At 62.9% G+C, this 18,443-nt stretch carries 16 protein-coding genes; 9 read left to right on the top strand and 7 right to left on the bottom strand.

Annotated features, from left to right (window positions below; genetic code table 11):
• Positions 1-11: 11 nt before the first annotated feature.
• Entirely contained in the window at positions 12-2,531 is a 2,520-nt protein-coding gene (gene hrpB, locus ACZYR5_RS26305; protein WP_489092291.1) for an ATP-dependent helicase HrpB, read from the bottom strand.
• Between the two features lie 109 nt (positions 2,532-2,640).
• Between hrpB and ACZYR5_RS26300 the strand changes: the two genes are divergently transcribed.
• Positions 2,641-3,060, top strand: a complete 420-nt coding sequence (locus ACZYR5_RS26300) for a polyribonucleotide nucleotidyltransferase (RefSeq protein ID WP_489092290.1) — start codon at positions 2,641-2,643, stop codon at positions 3,058-3,060.
• Between the two features lie 28 nt (positions 3,061-3,088).
• Positions 3,089-3,985, top strand: a complete 897-nt coding sequence (locus ACZYR5_RS26295; RefSeq protein ID WP_489092289.1) for a cation diffusion facilitator family transporter — start codon at positions 3,089-3,091, stop codon at positions 3,983-3,985.
• Here ACZYR5_RS26295 and ACZYR5_RS26290 read toward each other — a convergent pair.
• Positions 3,979-5,055 (bottom strand): DUF6515 family protein, encoded by a 1,077-nt coding sequence (locus ACZYR5_RS26290; RefSeq protein WP_489092288.1) that lies wholly within the window; start codon positions 5,053-5,055, stop codon positions 3,979-3,981. The genes ACZYR5_RS26295 and ACZYR5_RS26290 overlap by 7 nt on opposite strands.
• Before the next feature lie 415 nt (positions 5,056-5,470).
• Between ACZYR5_RS26290 and ACZYR5_RS26285 the strand changes: the two genes are divergently transcribed.
• Both ACZYR5_RS26285 and ACZYR5_RS26280 read left to right on the top strand, forming a co-directional pair.
• On the top strand, positions 5,471-5,950 hold the full coding sequence (locus tag ACZYR5_RS26285; RefSeq protein WP_027617785.1) for an Lrp/AsnC family transcriptional regulator: 480 nt from the start codon (positions 5,471-5,473) through the stop codon (positions 5,948-5,950).
• 112 nt (positions 5,951-6,062) lie between these two features.
• Positions 6,063-6,272, top strand: coding sequence for a DUF2788 domain-containing protein (locus ACZYR5_RS26280; protein ID WP_016773053.1), 210 nt, complete (start codon positions 6,063-6,065; stop codon positions 6,270-6,272).
• Here ACZYR5_RS26280 and ACZYR5_RS26275 read toward each other — a convergent pair.
• The 4 genes from ACZYR5_RS26275 to ACZYR5_RS26260 form a co-directional block, all read right to left on the bottom strand.
• Positions 6,267-6,908 (bottom strand): pseudouridine synthase, encoded by a 642-nt coding sequence (locus tag ACZYR5_RS26275; protein WP_489092287.1) that lies wholly within the window; start codon positions 6,906-6,908, stop codon positions 6,267-6,269. The two genes, ACZYR5_RS26280 and ACZYR5_RS26275, sit on opposite strands and share 6 nt — an antisense overlap.
• Before the next feature lie 71 nt (positions 6,909-6,979).
• Positions 6,980-8,443 (bottom strand): AMP nucleosidase, encoded by a 1,464-nt coding sequence (gene amn / locus ACZYR5_RS26270; RefSeq protein ID WP_489092286.1) that lies wholly within the window; start codon positions 8,441-8,443, stop codon positions 6,980-6,982.
• Positions 8,444-8,549: 106 nt separating this feature from the next.
• Positions 8,550-10,199, bottom strand: coding sequence for an acyl-CoA dehydrogenase family protein (locus ACZYR5_RS26265; protein WP_489092285.1), 1,650 nt, complete (start codon positions 10,197-10,199; stop codon positions 8,550-8,552).
• A 73-nt stretch (positions 10,200-10,272) separates the two neighbouring features.
• Positions 10,273-12,642 carry a hybrid sensor histidine kinase/response regulator gene (locus ACZYR5_RS26260; RefSeq protein ID WP_489092284.1) on the bottom strand — a complete coding sequence of 790 codons (2,370 nt, stop codon included), beginning with the start codon at positions 12,640-12,642 and terminating at the stop codon, positions 10,273-10,275.
• Positions 12,643-12,964: 322 nt separating this feature from the next.
• On the opposite strand from ACZYR5_RS26260, the gene ACZYR5_RS26255 reads away from it, so the two are divergent.
• The 4 genes from ACZYR5_RS26255 to ACZYR5_RS26240 all read left to right on the top strand — a co-directional run bounded on the left by ACZYR5_RS26255 (position 12,965) and on the right by ACZYR5_RS26240 (position 16,481).
• Complete coding sequence (locus ACZYR5_RS26255) at positions 12,965-13,762, top strand: hydroxymethylpyrimidine/phosphomethylpyrimidine kinase (RefSeq protein ID WP_489092283.1); 798 nt, start codon at positions 12,965-12,967, stop codon at positions 13,760-13,762.
• Between the two features lie 17 nt (positions 13,763-13,779).
• Positions 13,780-14,403 (top strand): thiamine phosphate synthase, encoded by a 624-nt coding sequence (gene thiE / locus ACZYR5_RS26250; protein ID WP_489092282.1) that lies wholly within the window; start codon positions 13,780-13,782, stop codon positions 14,401-14,403.
• 17 nt (positions 14,404-14,420) lie between these two features.
• A complete protein-coding gene (hemL, locus tag ACZYR5_RS26245; protein WP_489092281.1) occupies positions 14,421-15,704 on the top strand; it encodes a glutamate-1-semialdehyde 2,1-aminomutase in 1,284 nt (427 codons plus the stop codon).
• 222 nt (positions 15,705-15,926) lie between these two features.
• Entirely contained in the window at positions 15,927-16,481 is a 555-nt protein-coding gene (locus ACZYR5_RS26240; protein WP_489092280.1) for a tetratricopeptide repeat protein, read from the top strand.
• A 55-nt stretch (positions 16,482-16,536) separates the two neighbouring features.
• Here the strand turns inward: ACZYR5_RS26240 and ACZYR5_RS26235 are convergent, their stop codons facing one another.
• Positions 16,537-16,866, bottom strand: coding sequence for a DUF1820 family protein (locus ACZYR5_RS26235; protein ID WP_489092279.1), 330 nt, complete (start codon positions 16,864-16,866; stop codon positions 16,537-16,539).
• A 135-nt stretch (positions 16,867-17,001) separates the two neighbouring features.
• On the opposite strand from ACZYR5_RS26235, the gene miaB reads away from it, so the two are divergent.
• Positions 17,002-18,330, top strand: coding sequence for a tRNA (N6-isopentenyl adenosine(37)-C2)-methylthiotransferase MiaB (gene miaB, locus ACZYR5_RS26230; protein ID WP_489092278.1), 1,329 nt, complete (start codon positions 17,002-17,004; stop codon positions 18,328-18,330).
• The last annotated feature ends 113 nt before the right edge of the window (positions 18,331-18,443 follow it).

Here is an 18,443-nt window from a genome sequence, read left to right as displayed (position 1 = left end):
TGCCGACCCGTTCAGGACTTGCGCGGCTTGGCCCGCGCCGTGGCTTCGGCCACCAGCGGGTCGTCCGGCCAGTAGTGCTTGGGATAGCGCCCCTTCAAGTCCTTCTTCACCTCGGCATAGGTACTGCGCCAGAAATTCGCCAGGTCCTGGGTGACCTGCACCGGGCGCCGCGCGGGTGATAGCAGGTGCAGCTTGACCACCTGCCGGCCGCCGGCGATGCGCGGGGTTTCGGCCAGGCCGAACAGTTCCTGCAGGCGCACCGCGAGAATCGGCGGCTGTTCGCTGTAGTCCAGCCGAATCGACGACCCTGATGGCACGCTCAAGGATTGCGGCGCCTGCTCATCGAGACGTTGCGGCAGGGGCCACGGCAGCAAGTTATGAACAATGCTCGACAGGTCCAGGCTGGCAAAGTGACTGAGCCGCGAGACTCGGCCCAGGTACGGCATCAACCAGTGTTCGAGACCTTTGAGCAAGGCTCCGTCGCTGACATCCGGCCAGTCGCTGGCACCGTGCTGGTCGAGATCAAGCTGGCGTAGCATTGCCACCCGCGCTTGCCATTGCCGCAGCGCCGGCGTCCAGGGCAACAACTCCATGCCCTTGCGTCGCACCAGATTGACCAACGCCTGGCTGCGAGCGCTTTCATCCAGCCCGGTCAAGGGCTCGCGGCTCAGCACCAACTCACCGACCTTGCGCTGGCGTTCGGCCCGCAGCACGCCTTCGCGCTCGTCCCAATCCAGCTGATCGACGCAACGCACCTGCTCGGCCAGCACCGAGTCAAACAGTGCCGGATCAAAATCCGCTGCCAGGTAAATCCGCTCTTCGCGCTGCCCTTGACGACTGCCCAAGTCAGCGACCACCAGCCACGGCTGTTTCATCAAACTGTCGGCTTCGGCGAACAACGCGGCGCGACCATTGGCCAGCCGATACTCGGCACCGCCAGCGCGCCGTTGCTGGGCCACCCGATCGGGATAGGCCAGCGCCAGCAAGGCACCGAGCCAACGCGGATGCTCGGGATCCGCCACCGCTTGCTCAGCGGTTCCCCGCAGGTAACCACGGTATTGCCGCGCCAGTTGCCGCGCCCGCTGCACGCCGCCTTGCGCCCCGCGAGCGGCACGCGCTTCACCGGACAACAACACCAGGCGACTGTGCAAGTCCGCACCCGCGCCACGCAGGATATCCCGCTCGCCGAGCAGCGCCGCAACGTCGCACGCCATGTTCGCCAAGCCCAGCGCCTGGCCGCGCAGTAACAAATGAGCGATGCGCGGATGGGCTGGTAATTCGGCCATCGCCTGGCCGTGACGGGTCAATGACGAACCTTCCAGGGCGCCCAGCCGATCGAGCAAATCCTGGGCTTGCGCATAGGCCGCGCTCGGCGGCACGTCGAGCCAGATCAACTGCCCGGGCGTCACGCCCCAACGACCCAACTGCAACGCCAGGCCGGCGAGATCCGCCGAGAGAATTTCCGCGCTGGCATAGGCCGCCAGTTGCTCGTGCTGGTCCTGCGACCACAAGCGATAACACACACCCGGCTCCAGGCGTCCGGCCCGACCGGCACGCTGGGTGGCGCTGGCGCGGGAAATGCGCTGGGTGTCGAGGCGGGTCATGCCGCTGCCCGGGTCAAAGCGTGGGACCCGCGCCAGGCCGGCATCGATCACCACCCGCACGCCGTCGATGGTCAGGCTGGTCTCGGCAATATTGGTGGCCAGCACCACTTTGCGTTGCCCCACGGGCGCCGGGTCGATCGCCGCGCGTTGGGCCGCGAGGTCGAGTTCGCCATGCAATGGGCACAACAGCACATCGCTCTGCTCGCCCAGGGCGTCAACCAATTGCTGATGCACACGACGGATTTCTGCCTGGCCGGGGAGGAACACCAGCAGGCTGCCCGTTTCATCGTGCAAGGCTTCGAGCACCGTCTGCACCAGCCGTGGCTCGATGAATTCGCCGGGTTGAAACGGCCGTCCCCAGCGCATCGTCACCGGGTACATGCGCCCTTCGCTGCGCAGGATCGGTGCGTCGTTGAGCAAGCCGGCCAGGCGCTCGCCTTCCAGGGTCGCCGACATCAGCAGGATCTTCAGCGGCTGCTCATCACGAAACAGTTCGCGGCCATTCAGGCTCAGTGCCAGCGCCAGGTCGGCGTCGAGGCTACGCTCGTGGTATTCGTCGAAGATCAGCAGACCCACGCCTTCCAGCGCCGGATCTTCCTGCAGGCGCCGAGTGAGGATGCCTTCGGTGACGACTTCGATGCGGGTAGTGGGGCCGACCTTGCTGTCCAGGCGAATCCGGTAGCCGACGGTTTGCCCGACTTTCTCCCCCAGCTCACTGGCCAGGCGCTCGGCGGCGGCGCGCGCAGCAAGGCGGCGCGGCTCGAGCATGAGGATGGTCTGCCCGGCCAACCAGGGCTCGTTCAACATCGCCAAGGGCACGCGGGTGGTCTTGCCGGCGCCGGGGGGTGCTTCGAGCACCGCCTCGTGGCGCTCCGCCAAGGCTGCACGCAATGCGGGTAAAACTTCATCAATCGGCAACGAGATCATGCTGGCTCCAAAACAGAGCGGCGAGTATAACGGCGAACTGCCTGACGTTTATCACGGTCCTATGGTTGACCGACGACGTTTCGTTCCAAGTATTCCCGGGAGATTTCTTATGCGTGTTCCGTTTCGCCTGATTGGCGGTGTACTGGTCGCGAGCCTGCTGACCCAACTGACTGCGTGCGGGTCGATTTTCTATCCTGATCGGCGTGGCCAGATCGAAGGCAAGATCGACCCGGCGATTGCCGTGCTGGATGCCGTGGGCCTGCTGTTTTATGTGATCCCCGGGCTGATCGCTTTCGCCGTCGACTTCGCCACCGGCGCCATTTACTTCGAGCCGGGCAAGACCGCACAGATCGCCCCGGAAAAACTGCAGCAGGCCATCGGCGCCGACGGCCAGGTCGACAACGCCAAGCTGCAGAGCATCCTGGAGCACGAACTGGGCCGTAGCTTTCCGCTGGACGACCCACGCCTGATCCAGCACAAGGGCAGTGCCCAGCAACTGGCTTCCCTGGGCCTGCAACCCGCAGCCTGATCCCCGGCACCGAAGGAACGATGCACCCATGACCAACAGCCAGGAACATGCTCGCCTGTTACGCCTGGCCACCCGCGCTTCGGTGGCGGTGGCCTGTACGCTGGTGATCGCCAAGGCCATTGCCTGGTGGTTGAGCGGTTCGGTAAGCATGCTCGCCGGCCTGACCGACTCGGCGCTCGACGGCGTGACTTCGCTGCTCAATCTGCTGGCGGTGCATTACGCGCTGCGCCCGGCGGACGACGATCACCGCTACGGCCATGGCAAGGCCGAATCCTTGGCGGGCATGGCCCAGGCGCTGTTCATCGGTGGCAGCGCCGTGCTGATTGCCCTGCAGGCGTTTGAGCGGATCAAGCATCCAGAGCCGATCGGTGCGCCCTGGCTGAGCATCGGCGTGATCGTGTTTTCCCTGGCCCTGACCGTGGCCCTGCTGATCCTGCAGCATCGAGTGATTCGCGCCACCGGCTCCAACGCGGTGCGGGCCGACTCCCTGCACTACCGCTCCGACCTGTTGCTCAACGGCAGCATCCTGATTGCGCTGGTGCTGGCCGGGTTCGGCTGGCACCAGTTGGACGCCTGGTTCGGCCTGGGGATTGCTGTCTACATTCTGTGGAGTGCGATCCAGATCGCTCGGGAAAGCTTCACCGTCTTGATGGATGAAGAACTGCCGACTGACGTCAGCCAACACATGCTGGAACTGGCCTGTGGCGTGCCCGGCGTGCTCGGCGCGCATGACTTGCGCACCCGGGTGTCCGGCAACCAATGGTTCGTGCAGTTGCACCTGGAATTGCCCGGAGAACTGACCCTGTCAGTCGCCCACGCCATCAGCGACCAGGCCGCCGCCGCCATCCACAGCGCCTACCCGCGCGCCGAAGTGCTGGTGCACGCCGACCCGCAGGAAGTGGTCAAGGCTGCGCGCGATCAGTAATTGACCTGATAGCCCCGCGAGGCCAGGCAGTTGCCCTGGGCCTGGCGATAGGCTTGCACCACTTCGGGCGCCGGCTGATAGGTCATCGCCCGTGGGTCGAAGCCCGACTGTTCCACCGCCCAGCGATAGCACTCGTAACCGTCCTGGTCGATCTGTTGCTGCGACTGGCCGTTGCTCGGGTAGGCCAGCACGTCGTAGCCACTGCTGGCCGGTGGCGGTTGCTGATCGGAGACACCCAGCGGTTGCGGCACCACCACGTACTCCCGAGTCGTCGATTCATAGCTGTAATAGGCGCCCGCGGCGAGGAAAAACAGCGAGCCGCCGACCCACATCTCACGCGCGTAGTCCGGCAGATAGCTGACCCGAATTCCATACGGTGGACGCACTACGACATAGTGCGGCCCTCGTGGCCGATACCAGTAACCGCCCGAGTAGAAGTAGTCATCGCCGCGATACGGCACGCGATAGTTGCGCTCGGGAAAGCGATCGATGACATAGCCGGGTCGGTATTGCGGCCCGGGGCCCCAGCCATTGCCATGCCCGTCGGGTCGCCCCAGCCAGTGCGTGTCATAGGCAGGACGCGGGCCTTGGCCGTTCGATTGCCAGTGCGGGGCGTCGTTGTAGCGGCGCGGCACATCCTGGTAATAGCCGCGTTGGGGTTCCTGGGTCTGGCGCACGCTGTCGGGCCGCGGCTGGATCGGCAGATCCGTGGCTGGCGCTTGCGGAATGGGCAGCGAGTTGTATCGCGCATTGGGGTCCCAGGCCGGTTTCTCCTGGCGCTGGCCTCCCTGATGCCCCTGGCCATTGTGCTCGAACTGACGGCTGTTATCGCCACGGATAACCTCGTTGTTCGGCGGCCGAGGCTGATTTTGTGGCGGCGGGTTCTGCGGGTGTGGTTGATTGCCGTCTTGATGGCCCTTGCCACCCTGCGGGTGCTGGCCGCCTCCGTTGCCATCGTGGCTGTTCTGTTGAAGGCGCTGCTCCTGGCCCTGGTTTTCGGCCAGCGTCGGCACGCTGACACTCACACACATCACACCAACACCCGCCAACTGCCAGAGGCGCGACTTCATGCTATTCCTCACAACGCTCAAGACCTGTACATAAGACTGGAAAAGCCCAGGCCGGTTCGTGGAAAGGTTATCAGTCGCGCGACTTATTTCGCAGGCAAATAAAAAGGGGAGACCCGTCGGCCTCCCCTTGAAAACTTCGTCCGTGCTCGACGCTTATGACGCCGGCTCACCTCACGCCGTCTTGTGGACAGTGTGTAGCCCGGGGGCCAACTCTCCTCCTGTTGGAGGGGTGGCCGCGGCTGGCCTGATTCGGCGGGCCGCTGTGGACTGTGTGTCCGGGCAGTGATTCTGGTGATAATAATAGGCTTGGGGTGGCGACAGATGATTGCGAAGATTGCTCAAATAAACATGACTTGCGCAATTTTTAACCCCTGATGGATAATCTGCCGCAATTGATATGAAAAAGGCCTGTTTCATGAGCAAACTCGACCGATACGACCTGAGCATTTTGGCGGAATTGCAACGCGACGCGCGCATCTCCAATCAGGAACTGGCCGAGCGCATCGGCCTGTCACCCTCGCCGTGTTCGCGGCGGGTCAAACAACTCGAAGACGACGGTTTCATCTCGCGCCAGGTCGCCCTGCTCGACCGCAAGATGCTTGGCCTGAGCCTGACCGCCTACGTGCTGATCGGCATGGACCGCCACACCCCGGAGCGTTTCGAAAACTTCGAAGCGGCGATCCGTACCTTGCCCCAGGTCCTGGAATGCAGCCTGGTCACCGGGATGGATGCGGACTACCAGCTCAAGGTTGTCGTTCCGGACATGGACCACTACCAGAAACTGCTGCTCGGGCACCTGACCCGCATCGATGGCGTGACCAGCGTGCGCTCAAGCTTCGTGCTGAACCAGGTACTCAACAGCACCGAGTTGCCGCTGACCCACCTGCGCAGCTGACACTCCGCCACCGGCCAGACCTGCGGCACACCGCCGCAGGTCAATGCCCGCCCCCTGCCCCGTCGCGTATACTCCCCCGGCCTTTTTGCCATGCCCGCGCTGGAGATGTTCGATGGATCCTGCACTGTTCGAAGAGTGGATGATGACCGGCCTGGTCAGCATCCTGATCATTTTCATGGGTTTCATCGTCTGGGACCTGGCCAAGAAGTCCAAAGCCGGACGCTTTGGCTCGTTCATCCTGTTCTTCGTCCTGGGCCTGGGCGTGGCGGCCTTCATCATCAAGAGCGTGGTGATCGGCCTGATCGAGTCCGGCGCTTTATAAGCGCGCCGGCACTTCCTTCCACTGGCCCTGATCGAGGCCATCGATCGTCCAGTCACCGATACGCACCCGCACCAGGCGCAAGGTCGGCAACCCGACCGCCGCCGTCATGCGCCGCACCTGCCGATTGCGTCCCTCACGAATCACCAGCTCCAGCCAATGGGTCGGCACGCTTTTGCGAAAGCGCACCGGCGGATTGCGCGGCCACAGCTCAGGCTCATCCAACTGCCGCGCCTCGGCCGGCAGGGTCATGCCGTCGTTCAGCTCGACGCCGTCACGCAGACGCTGCAATTGCTCAGCCGTAGGCTCGCCCTCAACCTGGACCCAGTAGGTCTTGGCCAGCTTGTGCTTGGGATCGGCAATCCGCGCCTGCAATTGACCGTCGTTGGTCAGCAACAGTAAACCTTCACTGTCGCGATCCAGCCGACCGGCGGGATAGACCCCGGGCACGTCGATGAAGTCCTTGAGCGTCGAGCGGCCGTCGCCGTCACTGAACTGGGTCAGCACATCGAAGGGTTTGTTGAACAGAATCAGCTTCGGATCGGCCGGCGGCACCTTGGCGACACGGCGCGCTGCAGCAGAAGGTTGGGCGGGCTTCGCACCTGGGCGGCGGGAAACGGGACGAGGGGGACGGGACATGGCAATTACGGCATCTAACGGTCAGGGCAGACAATGCTAGTGCCCCGACCGTCAAATGACCACGACAACCGTTAGCGGAACGGCGGCTCGTCGAAGCTGCGCAGTTTGCGTGAGTGCAGCGAGTTGAGCTCAGTACGCAGCAGATCCACGGCCGCGATGCCGATCTTCAAGTGCTGGCTGACCGCGCGCTCGTAAAAGGCGTTGGCCGAACCCGGCAGCTTGATTTCGCTGTGCAGGGGTTTGTCGGAGACGCACAGCAACGTACCGTACGGCACCCGCAAACGGTAACCCTGGGCGGCGATGGTGCCGCTTTCCATGTCCACCGCCACGGCCCGCGACAGGTTGATCAGCGGCCGTTCCTGGGCCCAACGCAGCTCCCAGTTGCGGTCGTCGTAGGTCAGCACGGTACCGGTGCGCAGGCGTTTTTTCAGGTCATCGCCCTTCTCGCCGGTAACGTTGGCCGCCGCCTGTTGCAGCGCCAGTTGCACCTCGGCCAGGGCCGGGATCGGGATGTTCGGCGGCACCACCCGGTCGAGAATCCCGTCGCGGCGCATGTAGGCGTGAGCCAGCACGTAGTCGCCGATGGTCTGCGACTGACGCAGGCCACCGCAGTGACCGATCATCAGCCAGCAGTGCGGGCGCAGGACTGCCAGGTGGTCGGTGATGTTTTTTGCGTTGGACGGACCGACGCCAATGTTCACCAGGGTCACGCCATGACCGTCGGAGGCCAGCAAGTGATAGGCCGGCATCTGGTAGCGGTGCCAGACCACGCCGGCGGCAATCGCCGAGGCTTCGCCGTGATCCATGCTCTTTTCGATGATCACGTTGCCCGGCAACACCATGCGCACGAAGCGCGGGTCGTTACGCAGTTGCTCCAGGCCATGGACGATGAACTGGTCGACATAACGGTGATAGTTGGTCAGCAGGATCCACGGCTGCACATGGCGCCAGTCGCTGCCGGTGTAGTGCACCAGGCGGCGCAGGGAGAAGTCGACGCGCGCCGCGTCGAACAGCGCCAGTGGCAGCGGATCGGTGTTTTCCCAGTCGTACAGGCCATCGGCAATACCGTCGGTGGCCGCCGACAGGTCGGTACTCGGGAACACCCGCGCGAGCACCGCCGCCGTGACGCCAGAGCCGGCCAATTCATCGCCCTGCTCAACCACATAGGGATAGGGAATGTTCTGCTCGCTGACGCCCACTTCCACAGTCACGGTGAAGTCGTGCATCAGCGGAACCAATTGCTCCAGCAAATACTTACGAAAAGCCGCCGGATGAGTGACGGTGACGCTGTAGGTGCCGGGCAGTTGCACCTTGGCGTAAGCGCGGGTGGTCTGTGGGACTTCGCCCTGGCACAGGTAGGTCAGGCGCAGTTCAGGGTAGCGAAACATCGCACGCTGTTCGGCATCGGGTTCGATACGGTCTTTCAGATAACGCTTGAGCGCCTGGCTCAGCGCGGTGGTGGCCCGCTCGTGCAGAGCGGCAAGCCGGTCCACGGCTTGTTCAGCGGTTTGAACGACAACAAAGGCTTCGGTCACGATCAGCTTCCTGTGTTCTGACTTGCAGGCCTTTATCTTGCCTGCAACAGGGCGTCACGGAAACAGTGGCGACCGAGCAATGCTGGAATATCTTCGACCAGCGCGATCAGAACCCTTGCACCGCCGAGCGCACGACGATGGCCTCGACGTCCAGTCCGCGCGGCAACGCACCATAGACTCGCCCGGCACCGCCCAGCCGACTGGCAATAAACCCATCGCTGACACTCGCATTGCCCGCCTCGAGCAACAACTTGGCCTGCAGGCCCAGGGCGATGTCTTCGGTCAGTTGCCGGGCGCGATACTGGATATCGCTGGTGTCCTTGAACGCAGCATGCAGTTGGTTGAGGTGGGCCGCCAGGCGCTTGTCGCCATGCCCGTCACCCAGTTCGTTGAACAAGGCGTCGAGCACGCCGGGCTCTTTCGAGAGGGCGCGCAACACGTCCAGACACTGCACGTTGCCGGAGCCTTCCCAGGTCGAGTTCACCGGGGCCTCGCGGTATAACCGCGGCAGGATGCTGTCCTCGACATAACCGGCACCGCCCATGCACTCGGCGGCTTCGTTGATCATTGCCGGCGCACGTTTGCAGATCCAGTACTTGCCCACCGCCGTCACCAGTCGGGCGAACTTGCCTTCCTGGCCATCATCCAGATGGTCCAGCGCCCGCCCCATGCGCAGGCTCAGCGCCAGCGCGGCTTCGCTTTCCAGGGCCAGGTCGGCCAAGACGTTTTGCATCAAGGGCTGCTCGCTGAGCAGCTTGCCGCCGACCCGGCGGTGGGCGCAGTGATGACTGGCCTGGGTCAGGGCCTGGCGCATCAACGCGCTGGAGCCGACCATGCAATCGAAGCGGGTCATGGCCACCATCTCGATAATGGTCGGCACGCCGCGGCCCTCCTCACCGACCATCCACGCCAGGGCGCCCCGGAATTCGACTTCACTCGAGGCATTGGAGCAGTTGCCCAGTTTGTTTTTCAGGCGCTGGATATAGAACTGGTTGCGGCTGTCATCCGGACGGTGGCGTGGCAGCAGGAAACAGGTGAGGCCCTTGTCGGTCTGCGCCAGCGTCAGGAAGGCATCGCACATCGGCGCCGAGCAGAACCATTTGTGCCCCACCAGTTCGTAAGCCTGCCCCGGCCCAGCGGCGCCGATCGGATAGGCCTTGGTGGTGTTGGCCCGAACGTCGGTGCCGCCCTGTTTCTCGGTCATCGCCATACCAATGGTGACGCCCGCCTTGTGTGCCATGCCGACGTTGCGCGGATCGTATTCAGTGGCCAGGACTTTCGGCAGCCACTGCCGGGCGATGTCCGGTTGCAGGCGCAAGGCCGGTACGCTGGCGAAGGTCATGGTCAGCGGACAGCCGCTGCCGGCTTCGGCCTGGCTGTGCAGGTAGGTCATGGAGGCGCGGGCGACATGGGCGCCGGCTTGCGGATCGGTCCAGGGCAAGGAGGTCAGGCCATGCTCGACCGCGGTGCGCATCAATTCGTGATAGGCCGGATGAAACTCCACCAGGTCGATGCGGTGGCCGTAGCGATCATGACTGGAAAATACCGGTTTGTTCTGATTGGCCAGGAATCCCGCCGCCATCAACGGCCCACCGGCCAAGGCACCATAGGCATCGATCCGCGCCCCGGCCCAACCGGCCCCGTAGCGTCGCGACCACTCCTGCAGAGGCAGGTCGATGCGATACAGATTGGCACCGTCCAGCGACGGTGGCTGATTGGTGACGTCGTGGGTTTCGGCGAACTGATGCAGGTTCATGGCGGGCCTCCTTGGGTCAGCTGAGACCTTCAGTTAAGCACTCGCCCATCGGCCAAAAAAGTGGCATAAGCGCCTAAATGCCGGCGCTTTCACCTTGTTGCAGAGACAGCACATGACGACAGAGTGCCGCCTGCAGGTCTTCGAATTTCACTGGTTTTGTCAGGACATCAGTCCATCCTGCCTCCAGATCGACACCACTGAGCGACGTCAGCGCAGCCAGCACCGGCAGTCCGGCGTAACCCGGCAAACCCTGCATCTGTCCGGCGAGAGAGGGCGACGGACTGTCGAGCAGCACTGCGTCGAACCGCTCACGACGCAAGCATTCCAGGGCGGCTGGGCCGGTGTCGACGCTGCGCACCCGATAACCCAGCTTGAGCAGCATGGCGCGTACCACCAACTGATTGATGCTGTTGTCATCCACCAGCATCACCAGGCAGTCCTGGGGCATACGCTCCTTCTGCACCTGCGGACATTCGCGCACGCCACCGGCCACTGGCACCGCCACCAGCACATCGAATTCGACGTCCAACTGGAAGCGACTGCCCCGCCCGGGCTCGGAGCGATGGGTCAGGCGCCCGCCTATCAGCCCCACCACCTGCCGGCAGATCGCCAGGCCCACGCCCAGACCTCCGTATTCGCGGGTCATCGAGCCGTCGAGCTGGAAGAACCGCTGGTACATGGTCGCCTCACCCAGATCGGTGAAGCCGATGCCGGTATCGATCACGGCAAAGGACAGCTTCTGCCGCCCCGCCTCGCCGGGTTTGCCACTGACCCGCAACGCCAGGCCGCCGACATGGGTGAATTTGATCGCGTTGTCCAGCAGGCACTCCAGGCACTGCACCAGCTTGCCACTGTCACCCGACAGCCGATCCGCCAGGCCCTGGGCCAACTCCACCTTGAAGTCCAGGCCCTTGGCCGCGGCACTGGCAGCGAATTGCTGCTGCAAGGCGTCGACCACCGTGCGCAGGCTGAAGGGTTCGGGGTAAGCCTTGAGGCGTCCGGCCTGGAGCTCGGTCAGGGTCAGGATGCCGTTGACCATGCGCATCATTTCTCGCGCCGAACCGGCTGCGGTCTGCTGATACTGCTCCAGCTCCGGGTCGAGCTCGACGGTCTGCATCAACTCCAGCGAACCGATCACGCCATTCATCGGCGTGCGCAGCTCATGGGTCAGGGTTGCGAGGAATTCGTCCTTGAGCTGGTTACTGTGGGCCAGTTGCTGGTTCAGCACCTCGAGCTTCTGTCCGGCGTCGAGCAAGGTCTGGGCCTGCTGCTCGCGCATGGTATTGATGCGGTCGGCCAGGGCCAGCGACAGCAAGGCCACTTCGATCGCCGAGCCGATCTGGCTGGCATACATGGTCAGGAACACGTTCGGCAGGTAGCCGAGCACCATCAACGTATTGACGATGCCGCCGAGCAAAAACGCCGACCAGGCAATGATGAAATAACGCGCCACCCGCAAGCCGCGCCACCAGGCGAAAATCCCCGCCGAGAAAATCACCACGGTGAAGATCAATGCCAGCGCGGTGGCCAGGCGCAGCGCCAGGGCGTAACTGGTCATCAACGAGAGACCGACCACCACCGCGCTGCAGGTCACCAGGGTCAACAGCAGGCGATCGAGCCAGCGACTGTGGCTGGAGGTCTGCAGGAAACTGCGGGCGAACTGGCTGCCGAACAGCGCCGCGCAGCCGATGAAAAACGGCGTCGAGGCGTTCGCCCACCAGGGATTGTTCGGCCAGAAATACTCCACCGCGGCGCCATTGACCGACAGTTGGTAGAGGCCGAACGAGGCAATATAGAAGATGTAATAGAGGTAGCTGGTGTCGCGCACGCTCAGGTAGATGAACAGGTTGTACACCAGCATCCCGAGCAATACCCCATAGATCAACCCCAGCACATAGAGGCGCACGGGCTGGTCTTCGAGGTAGGCGGTGCTCGACCACAGAGTCAACGGCGCCTGGATCGAGCCCTGGCTTTGCAGGCGCAAAAAGACGGATTTCTGCTCGTTCGGGGTAAATGGCAGATCGAACAGGTAGTTGTTCTGGCGGATTTCCCGGCTGGCGAATGGCAAGGCATCGCCGGTGCGCCGCTGCAATTGGTAGCGGCCAGTGGCGTCAGGCAGGTACAGGTCGATATGGTCGAGGGGCGGATACGCCAGCTCCAGCAGCCAGGTGCGGCGGACCTCGGGATTGTTCGGACGGTAATGCAGGTCGACCTTCAACCAGAACACCGAACGCGAATACCCGGCATTCAAGGTGGCTTTGTGGTGGGCTTTGAACTGACCGGCCGCGGCTTGCGCCAGAACGTCATCGACAGTGGCCGTGCCGGTGACGTCTTCGTACACCTGCATGATCCGACCCAGGGGGAGGGTTTGGGTCAACTCGTCAAAATCCGCTGCGGTCGCCAGAAGGGGCAAGCTCAACAGCAACATCAGCAAATAGCGCATAAAGCCCCAGCATGGCCTGTCCGGTACGTCAGCAAGCCCCCCATTTCCTTTTGAGCAGACGTCGACCCGGTAAACCTGTTATTGGTTTGGATCCACTCTAGCATAGCCGTTGGTGGCGTTTGAACACCATTGAAATTTATAGTTTGAATGCTCTAGGACGGGCCTTTCAGACATGTACAAAGTCAAAAAACTGTAGAGCCAGTCAGATTATGACAACCATCTGATAACACCGGCCCCAGCCGAAGAGGCAGTTGTATACAAAATCACCGACAACACGCCGCAACACACCGATAAAACCGGTTTGGTGGTAAGCTCGCGCACCATGAATATCTACAGCTCTCGCCCCGTTGTCCTCTGTCTCTCCGGCCACGACCCAAGTGGTGGCGCCGGCTTGCAGGCAGATATCGAAGCCCTGCTCGCTCAGGGATGTCATGCGGCCCCGGCCGTCACTGCCCTGACCGTGCAAGACACGGTCAACGTCAGTGATTTCCGCGTTCTCGACCGTGAGTGGGTGTTGGCTCAAGCCAACGCCGTGCTCAACGACTCGCAGGTCGCGGCGGTCAAGCTGGGCATGCTCGGTTCCCTGGAGATGGTCGACACCGTGGTCGAACTGCTCCAGGCGCACCCGCACCTGCCGATGGTCTGCGACCCGGTGCTGCGCGCCGGCGGCGGCGGACGCCTGGGCAAGGACGAAGTCGGCTATGCCATGCGCGAGCGCCTGTTGCCATTGGCGATCATCGCCACCCCCAACCTCCCTGAAGCGCGCATCCTCGCCGAACTGCCCGAAGGCACGGCCGACCAATGCGCAGAAAAACTCCTGCCGTTCGTCAAACATCTGCTGATCACCGGTGGTCACGGCGACGAACATGAAGTCCACAATCGCCTGTACAGCCGCGACGGTCATCGCGAAACCTTTACCTGCCAGCGCCTGCCGGGCAGCTACCACGGTTCCGGCTGCACCCTGGCCAGCGCCCTCGCCGGTCGCCTGGCCCAGGGCGAACACCTGGCCAGCGCCGTACAGTCGGCACTCAACTACACCTGGCGCACCCTGCGGGACGCCGAGCAGTTGGGTCGGGGTCAGTTCGTGCCACGCCGCTTGCCGCTGGATTTCTGCTCGTAATAGATGAGGCTTGCCCGATGAAACTACGTGGTCTGTACGCCATTACCGACAGTCAGTTACTGGCCGGCAAGTTCCTGCCTTATGTGGAGGCGGCGCTGGAAGGCGGCGTCACCCTGCTGCAGTACCGCGACAAAAGCACTGATGAGTCAAAGCGCTTGCGCGAGGCCGAGGCATTGCACGACCTGTGCGGGCGCTACAAGACCCAGTTGATCATCAACGACGACGCCGAACTGGCGGCGCGCCTGGGGGTTGGCGTCCACCTCGGCCAGACCGACGGCCCCTTGACCCCGGCCCGCTCGTTGCTGGGCCGTCAGGCCATCATCGGCTCGACCTGCCACGCGCAGCTCGCACTGGCCGAACAAGCGGCAAAGGAAGGCGCCAGCTACGTCGCCTTCGGTCGCTTCTTCAATTCCACCACCAAGCCCGGCGCACCGACCTGCAGCCTCGAACTGCTCAGCCAGGCTCGCAGCGCCCTGCACCTGCCGATCTGCGCGATTGGCGGCATCACCCTCGACAACGCCGCCCCGCTGGTGGCCCATGGAGTCGACCTGCTGGCAGTCGTCCACGGTCTGTTCGGCGCCGAGAACACCGGTGAAGTCACCCGTCGCGCCCGCGCCTTCAATCAATTGTTCACTTGCTGATTTCCGAGAGCCCAATCATGTCGCGTTCCGAAACCCTGTTTGCCAACGCCCAGAAACACATTCCCGGCGGCGTCAACTCGCCCGTTCGTGCGTTCAAGAGCGTGGGCGGCACACCGCTGTTCTTCAAGCATGCCGAAGGTGCCTACGTCACCGATGAAGACGACAAGCGCTACGTCGATTACGTCGGCTCCTGGGGCCCGATGATTCTCGGCCACAGCCACCCGGACGTGCTGGATGCTGTGCGCAAACAATTGGAACACGGTCTGTCCTACGGTGCGCCGACCGCGATGGAAACCGAGATGGCCGACCTGGTCTGCTCGATCGTGCCGTCGATGGAAATGGTGCGCATGGTCAGCTCCGGCACCGAAGCCACCATGAGCGCCATTCGCCTGGCCCGTGGGTTCACCGGTCGCGACAGCATCATCAAGTTCGAAGGCTGCTACCACGGTCACTCCGACAGCCTGCTGGTCAAGGCCGGCTCGGGCCTGCTGACTCAAGGCGTGCCGAGTTCCGCCGGGGTCCCTGCGGATTTCGCCAAACACACCCTGACCCTGCCCTTCAACGACATCGCCGCCGTGGAAAAAATGCTCGGTGAAGTAGGCGCTGACGTTGCCTGCATCATCGTTGAGCCGGTCGCCGGCAACATGAACTGCGTGCCGCCAGCCCCGGGTTTCCTCGAAGGCTTGCGCAGCCTGTGCGACAAACACGGCGTTGTGCTGATTTTCGACGAAGTGATGACCGGTTTCCGCGTCGCCCTCGGTGGCGCCCAGGCGCATTATGGCGTGACGCCGGACCTGAGCACCTTCGGCAAGATCATCGGCGGCGGCATGCCGGTGGGCTGCTTCGGCGGCAAACGCGAAATCATGTCGCACATCGCGCCGCTGGGTCCGGTCTACCAGGCAGGCACGCTGTCGGGCAACCCGCTGGCCATGGCCGCCGGCCTGACCACCCTGCGCCTGATCAGCCGCCCGGGCTTCCACGCCGAGCTCAGCGACTACACCAGCCGCCTGCTCGATGGCCTGCAACAACGCGCCGATGCCGCCGGCATCCCGTTTGTCACCACCCAGGCGGGCGGCATGTTCGGCCTGTATTTCAGCGGCGCCGACGACATCGTGACCTTCGATGACGTGATGGCCAGCGATGCCAACCTGTTCAAACGCTTCTTCCACCTGATGCTCGAAGGTGGCGTGTACCTGGCGCCAAGCGCCTTCGAAGCGGGCTTCACCTCGATTGCCCACGGCGAAAAGGAATTGCAACTGACCCTGGACGCTGCCGAGCGCGCCTTCGCTGCCCTGAAGTAAGCAAGACCGCTGACGTCGACCATTGCCGGCGTCAGCGTTCTCCTACATTGCGCACTTTTCGCCCCTCCGACTACCCAAGTGCCCGCAAAAGCGCTAGATATAGTTCCCGCGCAGCAGAAAAACGAGTAAAGACTTTGTAAGGAAGGTCCTGCTTATTTCATAATGCGCGCTTATTGGATCCCTCGCTGGGTCCGCGCGCCCTTCAGAGGTAAGTCGATTCCCATGAACCGCACCGGCCGCACCCTTGCACTGGGCTGCCTGTTGCTCCTTCAGCCGCTGCTGGCGCACGCACAAGCAGGCGGCAACTCGCTGTTGGTGCCGGCAATGGGCCGTTGCAGCCTCGACACCCAGCCTGAGGACTTGCAGGAGGCGCTCACCGCCTGCCAGAAAGCCTCGGACGAAGGGGATGCGGAAGCGCAATACGAGTTGGGCGAGTTCTACTACGACGGTAAAAACACCCCGCGCGACCTCAATCAAGCCCTGAGCTACTTCGAAAAGGCCTCCCTGCAAGGCCATGCCCAGGCGCAGTTCAAACTCGGCACCATGTTTTTCCACGGCGAAGGCGTGCAGGCCAATAACATCCAGGCCTATATCGTGCTGAAAATGGCTGCGGTCAATGGTGCAGAGGATGCATTGGACACCGCCGACGAAGTCGCCGAGCAGATGCAGCGTGATGAGCTGGAAGTGGCCACCCAGGTACTGGGACAGATTTTCCGCAAATACCTGATGGAACTGCAAAGTGCGGATGGGCGAACGCCGTTCTCACCACTGCCCTGAATTCGACAACCCCATCGCGGGCAAGCCCGCGATCGGGTCAACCCGATCTTGAACCTTACTTCTCGGGCATCGGCATCGGGAACGGCATCACATTGCCGACCGTGCCACGGGCTTCGCTGATTTTCGGCGTACCCAGCCGCTCGACTTCGTCGATGCGCACAATCGAATGCATGGGCACAAAACTGCGCACCACGCCCTCGAACTGCGCCTTGAGCTTTTCTTCGCTCGGATCGACGACCACCTGCGTGCGCTCGCCAAAGACGAACTCTTCCACTTCCAGGAAACCCCACAGATCACTCTGGTAGATCTGCTTGGCGTACATCTCGAACACCTGGCCCTGGCTGAGGAAAATCACCTTGTAGATTGGAGCTTCGCGTTTGGTCATGGCGGGCGGAAACACATCGAGGGATAAAAAAAGAGGGGGCAAACTATAGCATAGCCGCCGGACGCAGGACGGTAGGAACCTGGAGACTTGTTCCCTATAATGCGCGGTTCTTTGAATCACGTGAGACCGAGGTCCATGGCCAAGAAGCTTTACATCGAAACCCACGGCTGCCAGATGAACGAGTACGACAGCTCGCGCATGGTCGACCTGCTGGGTGAACACCAGGCCCTGGAAGTCACGGCACGCGCCGAAGATGCCGACGTGATTCTGCTCAATACCTGCTCGATCCGCGAACGCGCCCAGGACCGGGTGTACTCCCAGCTAGGCCGCTGGCGCGAACTGAAACTGGCCAACCCGGACATGGTGATCGCCGTCGGCGGCTGCGTGGCCAGCCAGGAAGGCGCGGCGATTCGCGATCGCGCGCCCTATGTAGATGTGGTGTTCGGCCCGCAAACCCTGCACCGCCTGCCGGAAATGATCGACGCGGCGCGCATCAGCAAGTTGCCGCAGGTCGACGTCTCGTTCCCGGAAATCGAAAAATTCGACCACCTGCCCGAGCCGCGCATCGACGGCCCCAGCGCCTATGTGTCGGTGATGGAAGGTTGCAGCAAATACTGCACTTTCTGCGTGGTGCCCTACACCCGTGGCGAAGAAGTCAGCCGGCCCTTCGATGACGTGATCGCCGAGATCATTCACCTGGCGGAAAACGGCGTGCGCGAAGTCACCCTGCTCGGGCAAAACGTCAACGGCTATCGCGGCACCACCCACGATGGCCGCCTGGCAGACCTCGCCGAGCTGATTCGGGTGGTGGCTGCGGTCGACGGTATCGAGCGCATTCGCTATACCACCTCGCACCCGCTGGAGTTTTCCGACAGCCTGATCCAGGCCCACGCCGAAGTGCCGGAGCTGGTCAAACACCTGCACTTGCCGGTGCAGTCGGGCTCGGACCGGATTCTCTCGGCGATGAAACGCAACCACACCGCCCTCGAATACAAGTCCAAACTGCGCAAGCTGCGAGCCGCCGTGCCGGGCATCTGCATCAGTTCGGACTTCATCGTCGGCTTCCCCGGCGAGACCGAAAAAGATTTCGAACAGACCATGAAACTGATCGAGGACGTCGGCTTCGACTTCTCCTATTCCTTTGTCTACAGCCAGCGCCCGGGCACGCCGGCCGCCGATCTCGTCGACGACACGCCGGAAGAGCTGAAGAAGGAACGCCTGAACGCCCTCCAGCACCGCCTGAATCAGCAAGGCTTCGAGATCAGCCGACAAATGGTCGGCTCGATCCAGCGGATCCTGGTCACCGACTACTCGAAAAAAGACCCGGGCGAACTGCAAGGCCGGACCGAGAATAATCGAATCGTCAACTTCCGCTGCGATACTCCGACCCTGATCGGCCAGTTCGCCGACGTGCACATCGACGCGGCACAACCGCACTCGCTGCGCGGTTCGCTGGTTCAGTAACACGCAGAATCAATGTTGGAAAACCTTGTGGGAGCGAGCCTGCTCGCGAAGACGGTGTGTCAGCGACATAAATATCGGCTGATGAACCCTATTCACGAGCAGGCTCGCTCCCA

Source organism: Pseudomonas sp. F007 (genome assembly GCF_057814275.1).
The sequence above is the reverse complement of the archived record's forward strand: the minus strand, read 5'-3'. Positions and strand labels throughout refer to the sequence as shown.